Origin of the sequence: Streptomyces sp. NPDC048473 (genome assembly GCF_043200155.1) — a bacterium.
GTDB lineage: Bacteria > Actinomycetota > Actinomycetes > Streptomycetales > Streptomycetaceae > Streptomyces.
The window spans coordinates 1-17322 of the sequence record NZ_JBICXE010000082.1 but is presented as its reverse complement, the minus strand read 5'-3'; the positions used below and the strand labels follow the sequence as shown (position 1 = coordinate 17322).

At 67.1% G+C, this 17322-nt stretch carries 9 protein-coding genes and 1 pseudogene; 6 read left to right on the top strand and 4 right to left on the bottom strand.

Annotation, left to right across the window (positions count from 1 at the left end; genetic code table 11):
- Positions 1 to 105: 105 nt before the first annotated feature.
- Both ACGFU7_RS45020 and ACGFU7_RS45015 read right to left on the bottom strand, forming a co-directional pair.
- A complete protein-coding gene (locus ACGFU7_RS45020; RefSeq protein WP_393704312.1) occupies positions 106 to 1500 on the bottom strand; it encodes a phage/plasmid primase, P4 family in 1395 nt (464 codons plus the stop codon).
- Between the two features lie 122 nt (positions 1501 to 1622).
- Positions 1623 to 2387 (bottom strand): bifunctional DNA primase/polymerase, encoded by a 765-nt coding sequence (locus ACGFU7_RS45015; protein ID WP_393704310.1) that lies wholly within the window; start codon positions 2385 to 2387, stop codon positions 1623 to 1625.
- Between the two features lie 1946 nt (positions 2388 to 4333).
- Here ACGFU7_RS45015 and ACGFU7_RS45010 point away from each other — a divergent pair.
- Positions 4334 to 4861 carry an ATP-binding protein gene (locus ACGFU7_RS45010; protein ID WP_393704308.1) on the top strand — a complete coding sequence of 176 codons (528 nt, stop codon included), beginning with the start codon at positions 4334 to 4336 and terminating at the stop codon, positions 4859 to 4861.
- Between the two features lie 90 nt (positions 4862 to 4951).
- Positions 4952 to 5373, top strand: a pseudogene (locus ACGFU7_RS45005) (IS110 family transposase); the annotation flags it as partial.
- Here ACGFU7_RS45005 and ACGFU7_RS45000 read toward each other — a convergent pair.
- Positions 5308 to 6009, bottom strand: a complete 702-nt coding sequence (locus ACGFU7_RS45000) for an IPT/TIG domain-containing protein (protein WP_393704306.1) — start codon at positions 6007 to 6009, stop codon at positions 5308 to 5310. The pseudogene ACGFU7_RS45005 and the gene ACGFU7_RS45000 sit on opposite strands and share 66 nt — an antisense overlap.
- Before the next feature lie 1357 nt (positions 6010 to 7366).
- Between ACGFU7_RS45000 and ACGFU7_RS44995 the strand changes: the two genes are divergently transcribed.
- The 4 genes from ACGFU7_RS44995 (at position 7367) to ACGFU7_RS44980 (ending at position 16731) form a co-directional block, all read left to right on the top strand.
- Positions 7367 to 7576: a DUF5988 family protein gene (locus tag ACGFU7_RS44995; protein WP_393704304.1), complete on the top strand. Its 210-nt coding sequence runs from the start codon at positions 7367 to 7369 to the stop codon at positions 7574 to 7576.
- 127 nt (positions 7577 to 7703) lie between these two features.
- Positions 7704 to 9038 carry a beta-ketoacyl synthase N-terminal-like domain-containing protein gene (locus ACGFU7_RS44990; RefSeq protein ID WP_393704303.1) on the top strand — a complete coding sequence of 445 codons (1335 nt, stop codon included), beginning with the start codon at positions 7704 to 7706 and terminating at the stop codon, positions 9036 to 9038.
- A gap of 152 nt (positions 9039 to 9190) precedes the next feature.
- Entirely contained in the window at positions 9191 to 15553 is a 6363-nt protein-coding gene (locus ACGFU7_RS44985) for an SDR family NAD(P)-dependent oxidoreductase (protein WP_393704301.1), read from the top strand.
- Between the two features lie 302 nt (positions 15554 to 15855).
- A complete protein-coding gene (locus ACGFU7_RS44980; RefSeq protein ID WP_393704300.1) occupies positions 15856 to 16731 on the top strand; it encodes an IS5 family transposase in 876 nt (291 codons plus the stop codon).
- Positions 16732 to 16752: 21 nt separating this feature from the next.
- Here the strand turns inward: ACGFU7_RS44980 and ACGFU7_RS44975 are convergent, their stop codons facing one another.
- Entirely contained in the window at positions 16753 to 17208 is a 456-nt protein-coding gene (locus tag ACGFU7_RS44975; RefSeq protein WP_393704298.1) for a VOC family protein, read from the bottom strand.
- Positions 17209 to 17322: the final 114 nt, after the last annotated feature.

The window sequence follows — 17322 nt, the reverse complement described above, 5'->3', positions numbered from 1 at the left end:
CGAAAGCACGGCCCCGGCATCTACACAGCCGCTACGCAAGAGCCGATCAACTCCCTTGCGTGACCTGCGAGAACGCTAACTACCCGGCCTTGGGGTTAACCCCCCTCATGCTTTCTCTCCCGGTTCAGGGTTCAGTCCGATACCGGGGTAGAACTTGCGTTGGTTGGACAGGATCATCTTCTTGGGTGTGGTGATGCCGACGGTCTCACGTACACGTGCGGCGAACGCTCGTGAGGAAGTCGGGTTGGCGCCCCCGAGCCGGCACCAGTTCCGGTAGCTGGTGTAGAGCTGGGTCTGTTCCGCACGCATGGCGGGGTCCACGGTGCAGCACTCGCTCAGGAACCGGCCCGTGTGGTCTTCGGTCTTTGCGTACGCGTGGGTGGCGGTGCGTACCTGTGGGGGGCCGGTCAGGTCGCGAGGGCCGTTCAGATAGCGGCGTGCGCCGGTGACGAGCCAGTGCAGGATGCCGGGGCCTTCTTCGGTGACCAGGGCGTCGGCGAGGTTGTCGACCTTCCGGTCGTCTGCGATGGTCCGCTCGAACGGGATCATCCTCAGCCGGCGCCAGAACGCGTAGCCGCCGGTTGCGACTTCGGGGCGTTGGTTGCCGAGCAGCCACAGTGTGTGGGTGGGGGCGAAACTGAAGAAGTCCTGTCGCATCCTGCGGGCCTTGATCCGGTCTCCTCCGGTCAGTAACTTGACGCGGGACTCGTCGAAGCGGTCGCCGGACTTGAGTTCGGAGCAGACGATGATGCGCCGGCCATGCAGTTCGGCAAGATCGGTGGGGTGTGCTTCGAAAGACCGGGCCATCAGAAAACCGGGCGGGGCGGCATCCGCGTAGTCCCCGAGAAGTTTGACGATGACGTCCAGAAGAACGCTCTTGCCGTTCTTCCCCTGTCCGCACAGGAACGGAATGATCTGCGCGCCGACATCCCCGGTGATCGAGTAGCCCAGCAGTTCGTGCAGGAAGTCGATCATCTGACGGCCGTCGGCGTCGTCGCCGAATGCGTCGTTGAGGAACCGCTGCCAGCGGGGTGTTTCCATCGACCGGGCTTCGACACTCGTGGCACGCGAGTGGCAGTGCCTCTCCGGATCCGGCGCGGCGACCAGACCGGTGTGGAGGTCGACCACCCCGTCCGGCGTGCACAGCGCATAGGGATCCGCGTTCAGCAGCGAAGCGTTGAGAGCCATCCCCGGCGCGGCCTTGGCCTGTATCAGCATGGCCATCATTCCGGATGTCGCCAGAGCCCGTCGGCGGTGCCGGCGAAGCTCCGCCCCTCCGTGCCGCCCGTGCGGGTCGGTCTCCGCCAGCCTCTCGGCCATCTCGCCGGCCGCCCACAGTACGGTGTCGGCCTCGTCGGTCTCCCACCGATAGCCCGACCACCGGTACCAGCCCAGGCCCGGCACATGCTTGAACTCCCGCCCGTACAAGGCGACAAACAACTTGGCGTTGCCACGGTCGCTGAGGGTGTCGGGCAGCAGACCGTGCTCGGTTGCCCGCATCGCTGTCGGCGCAGCTGTCTTGGCGGCCTGCGCCGGGACGGTGCCGGCAGGGGAGCCGAGCAGAATTTGGCGCGCGACCTCGTGAGGGTGGAACGGCCCGTCGTCGTGGCTCGGTGCGTGATTCACCTACGGTCTCCCAGATCGAGGGGACGGCGGCTGCCCGCAGACATCCCGGACTGGACGATGTGCAGTGTTCGGCGTTCCTGGCCCGGGCGCACGTGAACCGCGGCCGCCACAAGGGCCGCTCTTGCGTCCTGCGCCGCCAGATGGCCGGTGGCGGCCAGGCCGCTCGCGGTGTGGGCGGCCTGGTTGAGCTCGGCACTGAAGTTTTCCTCTTCTGCCACAGCAGTGCAGTCGAGGACCGGGGCCAGGACGGTGGCCGGATTCGCTTTCGCGAGGCGGGAGCCGCCACCTGCGTCCAGCGCCGCGAGCGCGAGACGGTGGAATCCGGGCCGGCGCCCGTGGAGTGACACCCACGAGGGAATCGCGATGCCGGGCAGCAGCCGGTCCCGCTCGGGCAGTGGTGTTCGATGGGCATCGACATCGATGACGTCCAGACCAGCACCTTTGCACGCGACACCCACCTCGAACTCGGGCTGCTGAGCCCACCACGCCCGGATACACCCGGCATCAATCGCCGCGGCGTGGAAGCAGTGACAACGATGGCCGGCCCGGATGCCCGGGCACTCTTGGCAGCTGTGGCCCGGTTTTCGGCAATCGTGGCAATGGGCGGGGGGTGTCTTGCGAGGGACAACCGGCGGCTGCACCGGCCGGCCCCGCCGGGCGCAGCACAGCGTGATCGACAGGACGTCAGGCAACAAAGTTGCCGGTCGAGACGCTACGGCCCGGTCTGAGTCGCTGTCACATAGGTGCAGTTCAGGAACCATACGTACTCATTTCAGCGACTGAAGCGACTTAAATTCCGTGGAGCGTAGATAGACCGGAACGCCTGGGGCCTGCACGAGGCCCGCCCAGCACCTGTTGTCCTCACGTTCATCCGGCTGCACGGGGAAAATATTTAATCGAGGAACTATCTGGCTGAATCGATGCGGTGGTGGCAAGGAGTCATCTCTTGTTTCGTCTGCAAGATCCAAGCTCGATCATTTTATGTGTGGAAGGGATTTCGTTTTCCGCATAAATGCGCACTCCGGGGTGATCCGGGTGGTGCAACGTGGAAACGGCTGGTTGTTATGCAGACGTGGCTGGTGAGCATCGCCTGATCTCACTCACCCGACCTGAAGACGCCGCAGGAAGCCTGTCGCTCGGGCGTCAGTTCCATGACCAAGTCCCTCGCTGGTATGCGACTTCATTTGCTGCAGCACTGAGGCTGCACTATTCCTTGACTCGGCGTCAAACGATCACCGCAGTGCGGTGGTCGGAGTCAGTGGCCGACTGTGCAACACGCGCCAACGTGCCTGCTCACGGCAGATGGCGGGTCTGTCTCACGCCGTCCGAGGGCCGGGTGATTCGCGGTGCCGAGGGTGATCTGACCTGTGGTGGTGCGGTTTTCAACCGAGTCATGGGTGCCGATCACGGTGTCGAAGTGCGCAGCCCCACAGAACGAGGGGATCGTGATGTTGTGACGTCTTATGGCTCTGCCATAGGGCGTCACCGGCCATCGAATTCCCCCACGCGATCAGGTCGAACGGATCACGCCAAGAACAGCCGCTGCAGACGGTCGTGAAAGGTAGTCAGAAGAAGCGATTCGCCAAGTGGAATCGTTGCACCGTGTGGCATCGACCCCATGGCATCGCGGGCTGCCCACGTGCATGAATCTCTTCATCCAGATGCTCGATGACGGCCCTGCCCGGGGAGTCTTCGAGCGGTCCGGTGCGGGGGCGATGGTATTGCCGTAACTACGCCATTCGGGTGACATCCTGTCGGCTTTGTTGCTGTCATATGCGGCCGAGAGGATAACTGTCACTATCCAAACCGGTGGGCCGCCCACCCTCTCCGGGGGAGCGGCTGCTCATTTCTCTCGTAGCTATCCAGGTGAGGTGAAAGCCTGGGGATCTGCCGGGTGGGGCTGCCGCAATGGGCACCCCCGTGGGAGGGGTTTGGATCCGCCAGTCGGTGCGAGTAGCCGGTGCCGGCTGGCGCGGCGGCCCATGTGACCTCTTTGGAGGCACCATGTGAGCTTCTCTGACGATTGTTCCGATGTCCAACGCCCGGCACAGGACTCCTGGGTTCCGCAGTGAGACCGCTCCGGTCGACGCGGCGAAACACCAATCGACGGGGATACCTTGTCGCTCTCACGCTGTTCTCAGCCAAGCCGCTCACCGTCGCGCATGGCGCGGGGGCTTTGCCGGAGCACGGAGTCTGCTGCCCCCCACGGCACCGAATCACCTTCCACGCCGGCGGCGGGCATCGTCCGGACCCCGTTCGGTGACTGGCGTCCCCGGTGCCGATCCCACTTGGACGGTCGTATCACCACCCGACACCGGCACTGTCTGTGTGACCGTGACCGCTCCTGCGGATCCAGGGGCCCGGTGCCGTGCTTCTCGGTGGGATCTCCGCTCATCTCGCTTCTGTGCTGCCACCACGGGCGGCACAGGCAACCTCAACGGCACCGGTCCGAGCACCGCCACCGGGGGCCGCAGTCGATCCGGGGGATCGACACCACCGCGGATGGGGGACTGCGGGCTGCCTGGCTCATCCCATGCACGGCCCGCCGTGCAAGCGGCGGGCGCACCCCGCTTCCCGTCACTGAACTGCCCACTCGGCTCCCGGCGCGTTTGTCCCCGCCTGGCGAGCACATCAGTACGGCGGGAAATCCGTAGCCGGCGGCTTGTGCCGCGTTGTGTCCGCAAGCGTAAACCTGGCACCCCGCCACATGAGCAAGGCCCAGGATGAGAGAGGAAGAACCATGCTGCCGACTGCTTGGTCGGGGGCGCAGATCGCACTGTCCCCCGAAGAGATTGAACAATGGCCGGATACGGCGTCAGCCCGGGATCTGGTCGACGGTTGGCCTACGAGACGACCGGCCTCGTTCCGCGTACCGACACTGGAGCGAGCGGTGCCGGTCTGCCGCCAACTGGCCAGGCTGTGGATGGACTCCGAGGGCATAACGGACGAAAGTGCCCGATGTGCGGCCTTACTCGTGATCTCTGAACTGATGACCAATGTCATCGTCCACACCAACAGTCTCTCGATCACCGGCCGTCTGCAGAATGACAGTGACTGGCTTCTCGTGGAAGTCCAGGACGAGGGTGGAACATCGTCCGTCCCGCACCGTGCCGGCGACGCCAACGAGTACGGTCGAGGGCTGGTGGTGGTCGCGCAGTTCGCCCAGGCACTGGGAACGCGGCGGGAGACCGACGGCGGCCGCACATTCTGGGCACGGATCTCACTGACCGGGTGAAATCCCTCCAGAATTCGGTCCGCAATCGGGATCCCGTCCGCCGAGCCCCGCATGAACACAACACCCTCAACCATGACCAGGCTCGTCCACTACATCTCCGGCCGAGCCATCCACCGAGTCTCCGAGAGCTACCGCGGTGAAGGCAAGACCGACGCCAAGGATGCCGCGGTCATCGCGGATCAGGTACGTATCCGGCGTGACCTGCAGCCCTTACGCGCCGGCGACGAGACCGTCACCGATCTCAAGATCCTTACCGGGTAGGCGAATGGACTTGGTCGCGGACCGCACTCGCACCGTCAACCGGCTGCGGGCGCAACTGTCCGGACTCTTCCCCCGGCCTCGAGCGGGCGCTGGATCTCATGAACACCGGCCCGCTCACCCTGCTGACCGGCTACCGGACCCCGGCTGCCCTGCGTCGACTCGGCACCAAACGGCTGGCGACCTGGTTACGCAACCGCAGCGTTCGCAATGCCGACCAGCTCGCGCAGACGGCCTACGAAGCCGCCGAGCGTCTGGCCAGTCGGCGTGGCGACGTGCAGGGCAGGGGCCTTGAGGGGGATGGTCGGATGTAGGTGTACCCGCCAGGGACAGTGGCGGTGCCGGCCGCGGTCGTGACCACGACCGCGGACGTTGCCCGCGGCGGCGCCGGCCGGGAGGATCCCGAACAGCAGGATCCCAGTGGGGTCACTGCCCGGCACGGTGGCCGGAACTCCGTTGACGGTGACAGCGCCACCGTTCAGGTTGGTGCCTGCGATCACGAACGGGGTAGCCCCGCCGACCGGGCCCGAGGCCGGGGTGATGCTGGTGGCGGTGGGAGGAGCGGGCGTGGACGGGTCCACGTAGGCGTAGGACACCGGGTTGCTTGTGCCACCGCCGGTGGTCACGGTGACCGGCACCGCGCCTGCGGCGTTTGCAGGGGCCACGATCGTGACCGTGAGCCCCAGCACGTCCTGGGAGACGATGGTGGTCGGCGTGGTACCGAACAGAACGCTGGTGGCACCGCTGAGGCCCACTCCGAGGAGCTGAACCGTATCGCCGTCGGCGACCGGTCCGGAGTTGGGCAGGACCGCCAGGAGCAGCGGGCCGAAGGGGAAAGGCAGTTGGGCGACCGGCCGGGACTGGTCGGACGAGGTTGTGTTTGTGGACATGACGGGTTTTCCTGTGACAGGCGGACCGTTGCGGTCCGCGCGGGGGCTGGCCGGGATCGACGGCAGGCTTCCCTCATGCCCGATGCGGGGTCAGGGGTGGGAGGAAGAATGGCTCTCGGTTTGGCGGAAGCCGACCGGGCAGTGGCTTGCGGCGATGAGTCCGCTCGGGACGGGGGCGGACCCGACGGCAACCGGGGGGCCGACGGGCATCAGCCGCGACGTGCGCACCACTGCCCGGTCTCAAGCACGGCGGGCCGCTTCACCAGCCGATGTCGGGAGTATCCACCGGCCGGTGGCTCTCCGGGGCAGCCATGCAGTGGCTCTGCTCGCCGGAGCCCTGCCAGAAGGAAGGGCCGAAACGGGCGGGCCAATTGCCGAGCTTCCCGGAGAGGGATGGGCGGCCCACCGGTTCAACGACTTCAGTAACTCCAATGAATGAACTGCCATCAACCCCTGAGCCAGTTAGTCACCCGATCGGCCCAGTCCGAAATGCGCTCCGAGAGCGGGGGCCAGCTGCCGGCCGCTGTCGCCGTGATCGCAGCAGTCAAGCCAAGATCATTTCACTGCAACCAGCCGCTGCTGGGTAATTGCCGGGTGCGCGCTATTTCTTTTCAGCCGCGACATCTCGACGGCAAATCGCCACGAATCCGACTTTGCGGCCCGGCGGGGTCAGATTTCTGGAGCCTGCCGAGAAGAAGGCATCCCCTGTTCAGTGCACTGCGCCATACGGGTGAACTGTCGGCGGTCTCATTGCGAGATTATTCAGCTCCATGGGATAACCGTTTTGAATCCAACCGGTGGGCTGCCCTCCTCTCCGGGGAGCGCGGCAACCGACGATCCGCTGCAGAACTGGCCAGCCAGTTGTGAGCAGCATCGGGATCGTTCGTCGCAATGAGCGCCCCTCGGCAAGGAAGAGGCGGCTCGCATCACCTCGTCAAGGGGCACCATGCGAGTTCTTTGTGCTGTTCAGTCCGTCATCGGGGTCTGTCTCCTGACATCAGGACCGGTCATGATGCCGACGGCCGCCTGCGCCCGAACCCCCGCGCTGTGCCCTGAGGCCGCGCTGGTCAATGCGGCCACGACGACGCACACCGCCGGCTGCGGCACCGTGGCGTTCACGTCGTTTCGTACGCGAGGCCGGCCGCCGATCCCGTACGCGCCTCCTCCGGGCCGGCTCCCGTGCGCTGGAGAGTGACGCGCCGCGCATGGGATTCCTGGACCAGTTGCGCGGCTTCGTGACACTCACCGTTCTGTGGTGGAAGCATTTCCGGCTGCACTCAAGACGGCGTGGCGGAAAACAATCGAGCCGACGCCTCCGCTGGTCACTCAGTGCTGATTCTCCCGACAGGAGAGCGCTATGCCTCAATCGATTCGCGTAATGCTCAGCGGGGGGCCGGAAGGCTCACCGCCGACCTGGGAAGTGAAATCACTGGACAGTGAAACAAGAGTGACGGTTCCCCGCTGGAACGGTTATGAGCATTTTGAGTTCGCGGATCACTATGCCGAACTCGATGGCGAACTGCTGCCGGTCTACCGCTGGATCTACCGCACATACATTGCCGAATAGAGCCCTGCTCGAATCCGGCCGCTGCAGAATCTCTTCCTCAGCAGCACACAGCCGCTTACGTGTGGGTGCTACCAACTGATCCGGAGGGGATCAAAATGACGATTTCTCTGTTGTACGCAGGTGTGTCGTGAGCGGGGCGGCCCCCCTCCCGGGAGGCGGCCGGCACGCGCGGGATGCCGTGGTCACCGGTATCGGGTTCTGCCTTCCCGGTGACGGGCGACCCGTCTTCACCGCGGACGACCTGTGGAACATCGCCTCCCGAGGGGCCTCCTGCCTCAGGCAGAGCAATGCCTACTACGGCTCCGTAGACCTCTCGGACGCGATGTTCGACGAACGCCTCCCCGATATCGCCCCGTTCTTCTCACGCCACTACACCGCAGCGCATCGGTTCGGCCTGGTGTCCATGGCGGAGGCATGCTCGGACGCCGAGCTGGACCCCCTCTCGGGTGACCTGGCAGACGCGGCGATCCTGGCCGGACGCGGCGGCGTGGACGCGAACATCGACAGCTACCTCGCCGTGCTGCGAGCCGACCCCGAGACCATTCGCGTAACGGAGGCGATGGAACTTTTCGTCGCGGCGGAACAGGCCGTCACTCCATCCGACGTCGCCCTGGTCCAAGGCGCACTGTCCCGCTCGAAAGGCCCCAACTTCACGGTGTCGTGCGGCTGCGCATCATCCGCGGTGCAGATCGGCAACGCCCGACGCCTGATCGCCGACGGGGAGGTCGACATCGCCGTCGTGACCGGCGTCGACATCTTCAGCGTCAAACTGATTCGCAACATCCAGCGCCTGCTGCAGGGCGCGCAGAAGACATACGAAATCATCCGGTCCAACGACATGCCCGCCCTTCTGCCGTCCTTCGACTCCCTCATGCGCCCCTACGACCGGCGTGCCGACTGCATCAACCACGGCGAGGGATCGGCGACCGTCATCATGGAGAGCCGCGAGCACGCCACTCGGCGCGGGGCCCACCTGTACGGTCAGGTACTCGCCCAGGCCACGACCCGCGACGGGCTGACCAATCCTCTGGCGTCCGACGAGACGGGCCACGAGCTGGTGACCGCCGTCCGCCGATGTCTCAAAGACCGCTGGGAGATCGACCAGGTGCCCTACGTCCACGGCGGCAGCGACGGCAACGTGGTGGTCACCGCCTTCGAGGCGAACGCGATCAAGGAACTGTACGGATCCACCGCACAGGACCTGCTGATGACGTCCCAGGAAGGCTGCTTCGGCCACAACGGCGCGCCCGCGGGCTGCCTCGGCGTCGCTCTGACACTGCTCATGATGGAGCGCGGCGAGGTATGTCCCACCGCGAACTGCGAGCAGCCGGCGGACAACCTCACCTTCGACCCCGTTCCAGGGGTGCGCACCCGGCCACTCGACTTCGACTACGCGCTGAGTTTCAACTACCAGGTCGGCGGGGTGAAGAGCGCGATCCTCCTGGGCAGCCCCGACGTCTGAGGTCCGGCCCGGTAACCCTCAGCCCTCCACCGTCCCCCGCCCGACCCGGCCGACTCCGGTACGCATGCACGCCGTCAACCCCGGGCGGCGGACCGTCAGCAGAGCCGGGGGGTTTCCCGCCCCTGCGCAGTACATCGACAAGGAGAACTCCCGTGGGCCGACACAGGCATACCTCGAACAACGCGACGGATTCTCTCGCCGTGATTGGCATGGGCTGCAGGCTTCCCGGCGACATCGATTCCCCCGCGGCCCTGTGGCGGCTGCTGGCGCAGGGGCAGGAGGCGGTCGGGAACCCGCCGCCGGGACGCGAGGAGCTCTGGGCACAGGGCGGCGCTGAACGGGCCGCCGGCGGGCCCACTCCTCCTCAGCAGGGCGGGTACCTGAGCGACGTGTCAGGTTTCGACGCGGACTTCTTCGGTGTCTCCGGCCGCGAGGCGGACGTACTCGACCCCCAGCACCGGCTGCTGCTGGAGGTGGCCTGGGAGGCGTTGGAACACGCCGGATTGCCACCGGATCAATTGACCGGCTCGCCGACGGGGGTCTTCGCCGGCCTCAGCTACAACGACTACATGGATCAGCTCGCCGGGCAGCCCCAGGAACTCGAGGGCTCCATTCTGACGAACGGGCACTGCGTCGCCGCAGGACGTATCTCCTATCTCCTGGGCCTGCACGGCCCCTGCATCGCCCTCGACACGGCCTGCTCGTCCTCGCTCGTCGCGTTCCACCTGGCCTGCCGGGCGCTGCTCCACAACGAATGCGATCTTGCCCTCGCCGCCGGCGTCACACTCATGCTCCGACCCAGAACAACCCTGTCCTTCGCCAGGATGGGAATGCTGTCGCCGACTGGACGCTGTCACACCTTCGATGCCGCCGCGGACGGCTTCGTCCGCGGTGAAGGCTGCGGCGCCGTCGTCCTCAAACGCATGGCCGACGCCGTACGCGACGGCGACCGCATCCTCGCAGTCGTCCGCGGCACCGCCGTGAACCAGGACGGCCGGTCCGACGGGCTGGCCGCTCCCTCTCTCACCGCCCAGCGGGCCCTGTTCCAGAAGGCACTCACCAACGCCGGGATCGACCCGCAGGACGTGGGGATGATCGAGGCTCACGGAACGGGCACCCCGGTCGGTGACCCGATCGAGTTCGCCAGCCTGGCGCAGGTATACGGCACCGGCCATGGCCGGTGCGCTCTGGGATCGGTCAAGACCAACCTCGGCCACCTGGAGCCCGCCGCCGGGATCACCGGACTGATCAAGACCGTCCTGTGCCTCCAGCACGGGCTCATTCCCCCCAACGTGAACTTCACCCGTTGGAATCCGGCCATCGACGCAGACAAGACCCGCTTCTTCGTGCCCACCGAGCTGACCCAGTGGCCCGTACAGGCGCCGACGAGGCTGGCCGCGGTCTCCTCCTTCGGATTTTCCGGTACCAACGCCCACGTAATCCTGGAACAACCGCCACTGGGCAGCCGAACGGCCCTGCCCCGTCCGCGACAGAATCCTCCGGCCGCACCCGAAGTGGTCCTGGTTCCGGCCGGATCCCCTGCCGTACTGCCGGCCGCGGCACTGCGTCTGGCCGACTGGCTGGAGGGCGACGGCGCGAAGGTACCGCTTCGCGACGTCGCGCACACCTTGGCCCTGCGACGCAGCGCAGGGCGGGGACGTCTGGGAGTCGTGGCTTGTTCAACGCGCGACGCGGTCGGTGCACTGAGGTCGTTCGCGGAGGGCCGGGCGCACCCGGCCGTGGTGTCGGGACCGACGAGTGTCACCGTCTCCCGGCAGCCGGTATGGGTGTTCTCCGGGCAGGGCTCGCAGTGGCCGGGCATGGGGCGCGGGCTGCTGCAGGAGGAACCGGCCTTCGCGGCGGCCCTGGCCGAAGCGGATTCCCACATCTGCGCCGAGGCCGGGTTCTCCGTACTGGACGTGGTACGCGCCGGTGAACCGGTGACGGAATGTTCCAAGGTGCAGCCAGTGCTGTTCGCCCTGCAGATCGCGCTGGCCGCCACCTGGCGCGCGCACGGCGTCGAGCCGGCCGGTGTCATCGGCCACTCCATGGGAGAAGTCGCGGCCGCTGTCGTGGCCGGGGCGCTGTCACTGAAGGACGGCGCCAGGGTGATCTGCCGGCGCTCCGCGCTGCTCACCCGGATCGCGGGAGCCGGCGCCATGGCGACCGTAGGACTGGACCGGGCCGCGGTGGAGGCCGAACTCGCCGCGAACGATGCCGGGTCCGTCTCCGTGGCGGTCCTTGCCGCACCGAACTCCACCGTCGTGGCCGGCGACACCACCCAGGTGGCAAGGCTCGTCGCCGCCTGGAAGGACCGCGGAATCCCCACACTGCCCATCGCGGTGGACGTCGCCTCCCACAGCCCGCAAGTGGACCCGCTGCTTGCCGAACTCCTCACCACCCTCTGCGACCTGACTCCTCAGCGCCCCGAGATCCCCTTCTACTCCACCGTGCTGCAGGACCCGCACGAGGTGCCGGCCTTCGACGCCGCCTACTGGTGCGCCAACCTGCGCAACCCGGTCCGCTTCTTCCCGGCGGTGGCCACGGCCGCCGCAGACCGGAACCTGGTGTACGTAGAGGTCTCCCCGCACCCAGTGGTCACACACGCCGTCATGGAGAGCCTGGGCGACCTGGCTGGCGAACCGGTCGTGCTGCCCACGCTACGCCGCGCAGAGGACGAGTCCACTACGTTCCGCACCCAGCTCGCGGCCCTGCACTGCGCGGGTGTCAAAGTCGACTGGTCGCCGCTGTACGCGCAGGCCGGCCTCGCAGACGTCCCCACCATCGCCTTCGACCGCAAGCGCCACTGGGTGGATGCCGCCCCGCCGGCCACCCCCGGGGAACAGAGCGCCGCACGCTCGGCCGTCGCCCTGCCGGGCAGCCACACCGAGGTACCCGGCGAACAGATGCGTCACTGCTGGCGGGGGGACGCAGGAACCACGGGGTTGCCCTGGCTGACCGACCACCGAGTGCACGGCACCCCGGTACTGCCCGGCGCCGCCCACTACGCCATCGCACTGACCACCGCCTGCGAGGTGTTCGACGCCGCCCCCACCGACGTAGAGGTCACCGACGTCTCATTCCGGGAGATGCTGCGCCTGACGGGGCACACCGACCTCAGCACGACCGTCACCATGACCGCCCCGGATCACGCCACATGCGAGATCTTCGGACGCGGCGACGACGGCCAGTGGGTAACGTACGCCTCCGCCGTGCTGCGCCGTCTCTCCCTGCCCCCGCGCACCCGCACCGTCTCCGTCAGCACGTTGGCCCAACGGCACCCAGTCACCATCGACTCCGCAGCCTTCTACACACGACTTCATTCCCGGGGACTGGAACACGGTCCGGCGTTCGCCGGAATCACGGAACTGCGCGCCTCCCGCAGCCGTGAGAGTTTCTGGGCCCGTGTGGAGGTCCCGCCGCCCGCACGGACCGCAGAGCACTCCTTGCGGGTCCACCCCGTCCTCGTTGACCTCTGCCTGCAACTCCTGGTCGCAGGGCCCGTCGAGGACGCCGGCCAGGGACTGATTCTCCCCGTTCAGATGCAGGCCGTACGGATTCTGGGCGATCCCGCAACCGCTGCGTACTGCCACGCGCGAATCGTCGAGACCACGGCCGACAGCGCTGTAGGGCATGCCCGCCTGCTGAACGAAGCGGGCAATGCAGTGATGGCCCTCGACGGAGTGAAGTTCGCACGCCGAAGCCCGCAGAAGGCCGACACGGCCGACAAGTGGTTCCTCGAGGCCGGCTGGCATCCGGCCCCACGTCCGCAGGCCACCTCGCAGATCCCGCCCGGAAACTGGCTCGTCATCGGGGAGGACAGCGGAGACGCCGAAGCACTGGCCGGCATCCTGCGTGAAGCCGGGGCCCGGGCCGAAGTGTGGGATACCCCGCTGGGAGATGAACGGCTCGGGCCGCTCGCCGACTCCGTCAGCACACACCTGGAGGCCATCCCGTCCCCCTCCCGCGCCGTGGTGATGCTGTGCGGCACATCGCCCACCACCGCGGACGATCCCACGGTGGGCGCCCAGCGGCGTGCCCGGCGAATCCTCGGCATCGCCCAGGCGACCGCACGCATTTCAACCCCCCCTCGCCTGTACGCGGTCACCCGTGCAGCCCGTGCGGTAGCGGCCGGCGAGACCGTGGATCTCGAGCAAAGTGCACTGCGCGGCGTGATCCGCGTCCTGGCGTTCGAGCACCCGCGTATGCGTGCCACGCTGGTGGACACAGACCACGGCGACCCAGGCCTGCGGAGCCTGGCCGAGGAACTGCTCGCCGACGGCCACGAGGACGAGATCGCCCTACGAGGCGCCACCCGGTACATCGCCCGGCTCGATCACGCCCCCCTTGCCGCCTCCGAACAAGTCACGGCCGCCACCCGCACCGTGCGCTACGGAGTGGACGGATTCCGCCTCCGGGCGGGACGGCTCGGGGACCTCGGCAGTCTGGAACTCGCCGCAACCGGGCGGCGGACTCCAGGACCGGGCGAGGTGGAGCTGCGCGTCCAGGCGGCGGGCCTCAACTTCCGCGACGTACTCACGGCCATGGGCCTCCTGCCCGGCGAGCAGGACATCCAGTACCGGATCGGCTTCGAGTGCGCAGGCGTGGTGACCGAAGTCGGGCCCGGCGTCGAGCACCTGCGCGCCGGCGACCCGGTGCTCGCCGTTCACCTCGAAGGCGGCGCCTTCGCCTCGTTCATCACTGTGCCCGCGACCGTGGTCGCCCCGATTCCGGCCATGCTCGATCCTGTCTCCGCGGCAGGAATGCCCACAGCCTTCCTCACCGCCTGGTACGCCTTGCGCCACGTCGCCCGGCTACGCGCGGGGGAACGCGTACTGATCCATTCGGCCAGTGGGGGCACCGGCATGGCGGCGGTCGCCGTCGCCCGGCTGCTCGGCGCCGAGGTGCTGGCAACAGCAGGTAACGAAGAAAAGCGACAATACTTACGGGGCAGCGGGATCAGCCATGTGATGGACTCCAGGTCCCTGGACTTCGCCGAGCAGACTCGCAACGCCACCCACGGCCTAGGCGTCGATGTCGTCCTCAACTCGCTCTCCGGTGCGGCAATCCGCGCAGGGTTGGAGACGCTGCGGCCCTTCGGCCGTTTCGTCGAACTGGGAGTGCGCGACATCCTGTCCGACGCCTCTGTCGGGCTGGCCCCGTTCCGGCACAACATCACCCTGAGCACCGTTGATCTCATCGAACTCCAGCGGACCCGTCCTGATATGTTCGCGACCGTGCTGCGTGAGGTCCTCACTGAGTTCACCGAAGGCCGTCTGAAGCCGCTGCTCTGCACCACGCACCCGCTCGCCGAAGCCACCGACGCCTTTCGCCTGATGGCCGGCGCCCGCCACATCGGCAAGCTGGTCCTGACCATCCCGAACCGGGGGGAGACCACCGCGGTCCTTCCCGAGGGGCCGCCCGTCGTTCACACCGACGGCGCCTACATCGTCACGGGCGGCTTGCGCGGCCTCGGCCTGGCAACCGCGCACTGGCTGGCCGGGCAGGGTGCGAGTCACATCGTCCTCAACGGTCGTACACCTCCTTCCCTCGCCGCCGCACGCGCAATCAGGAAGCTGTCCGCCGACGGTACCCGGATCACTGTCGTGCTGAGCGACATCGTCAAACCGGGTACCGCCGAACGCCTTGTGGCCACCGCCACCGAAGACGGGACACCCCTGCGGGGTGTCATGCACTGCGCCATGGTCCTTGAGGACGCCGCGATCACCAACATCAGCGACCCCCAGCTGAAGCGCGTATGGAACCCCAAGGTCACCGGCGCATGGAAACTGCACAACGCCACAGCAGCGCACAGACTGGACTGGTTCGTCGTCTTCTCCTCCATGGCCTCGTTGCTGGGCAACCCCGGGCAGGGCGTGTACGCGGCCGCCAACTCCTGGCTCGACGCCTTCGCCGCCTGGCGGACCAGCGAAGGCCTGCCCACGCTCGCCGTCAACTGGGGGCCATGGGGCGAGACCGGTGTCGCAACCGACTTCAGCAGCCGGGGCTACGAGACGATCCCGACCGACCAAGGGTTGCTGGCGCTCCACTCTCTCCTGGCGCACGGACGCGTCCAGACCGGAGTGATTCCCGGGGAGCCGAGCACCTGGATCCCATCTGCCGGATGGCGGTCCTCGTTCTTCAGCCTCCTCGCCCCGGGCAACGAACACGCGGCCGACGTGCCGGAGGACTCCCACGACATCCGGGGCCGTCTCGAGGGCCTTGCGCCAGGCATCGCCCGGCGAGAGGCCCTCGAGACCTACTTGGCCGATCACATTCGCGGAGTTCTCCGGCTGGGCAGCACCACCCTTGACCCGCAGACCCCTCTGAAGGCACTGGGCTTCGATTCACTGCTGTCCATGGAATTACGGGTCCGTCTGGAATCCGACCTCGGGGTCGAGCTCGCCAGTAACTTTGTCTGGCAGCATCCGACGCTGTCGGCACTCGCCGCCGGCCTCGCCGAGTGCATGGGCCTGGAACTGCAGAGCACCGGTCAGCCGGCCTCGAGTGGGTGATGGAGCAACCGGACTCCAGAGCCGGACGGCTCCGAAGTCCGCACGTCATACAGGCAGATGGGAAGCGGCGAAGGGCCGGCCGGAGTCCGACGCTGATGGCCCGACCGCTGCCGAGTCGTGGCCGGCCCTCCTCGCTCATGTGGCTCCTATGGGTGTTGAGGGGCGGACGAGCCTGGAGCGCGTTGGCTTTGCCCAGCTCAGCGGCAGGCACCGGTAGATGTGTGGTGCGCGACAGGTGTCGCGGAAAAGAGTGTTAGGGCGTGTATCGAAAGTAGATCTTGAGTGATGAATGATCACGTTTCATGGCTCGGGGAGATCTCACGGATGCACAGTGGGCGGTGTTGGAGCCGTTGTTGCCGAAGGGGAGGAAGGCAGGGCGGCCGCCCATCTGGTCCCGGCGGCAGCTCATCGACGGCATACGGTTCCGGGTTCGTACCGGTGTTCCATGGAGGGACGTCCCTGTTGAGTACGGGCCGTGGGGCCGGATCTACGACCTGTTCCGTCGATGGCAGCGCGACGGCACCTGGCACCGGGTCCTCACGGGGCTGCAGTCCCTGGTTGATGCGGAGGGTGCGATCACGTGGGATTTGAGTGTCGACTCCACGGTGTGCCGCGCTCATCAGCATGCGGCCGGGGCCCGTAAACGGGGTGACCTGCAGAAAGAACCACCCGGCGGCGTATTCACCGAGCCCTCTGATCACGGGCTGGGACGTTCGCGCGGCGGGTTCACCACCAAGCTGCACCTGGCCGTTGAGCAGGGACAGAAGCCCATGTCCATCGTGATCACCGCTGGACAGCGCGGGGACTCGCCGCAGTTCGAACCCGTGCTGGAGAAGGTTCGCGTGCCCCGCATCGGGTCGGGCCGACCAGGTGTCCGGCCCGATCGCGTGAGGGCTGACAAGGCGTACGCCTCCCGCAGAAACCGTGCCTACCTGCACCGACGCGGCATCCGTTGCACCATCCCGGACAAGGCCGACCAGGCACGTAACCGCAAGAAGCTGGGCTCTCGCGGCGGCCGGCCGCCCAGATTCGACGCCGAGGACTACAAGGCTCGGCATGCGGTCGAGTGCGGCATCAACCGACTTAAAAGGCACAGAGCAGTGGCCACGAGGTACGACAAGCTCTCCGTCCGCTACGAGGCGACTGTGCTGGTCGCAGCCGTGAACGAGTGGCTGTGACCAGCACAGTCGCAACGGCTCTCAGACGACGTCGAATTCGTTGCCCTCGGGGTCCTGCATGGCGGCGGCGTAGAGTCCCATGTCCGGCTCATCCTTGATCCGCAGCACGGTGGCACCAGCTTTGACCAGCCGTTCCACCGTAGCCTTGACCCGATGTGTGCGGACGTCCAATGGGACGTCACGGCCCCCACCGACCTTCAGGTCGAAGTGCAACCGGTTCTTGGCGACCTTCGGCTCCGGAACCTGCTGGAACCACACCCTCGGTCCACGTCCCGCGGGATCGATGATCGACTCCGGAATATCCCCGGCGCCGGCCGGCAACTCTGCCTCGGGCACCCCCACCGCCGCCCAGTAAGCACGCCACGTGGCGTGCCCGCCCGGCGGAGGCTCAGGCACGTAGCCCAGGGCCTCGGCCCAGAAAGTCACCATTCTCTGCGGATCGGAGCAGTCGATCGTCAGCTGCACTGTCATCTCCATGCTCGGAGCATCCCAGGCAGGTCTGACATTGATACTCGTAGCGGGTTCCGGTGGTCGTGGCTCAGGGTCTGACTGACGTCCTGCTGGGCTGTCCTGCGACTGTTCTGTCCGGCT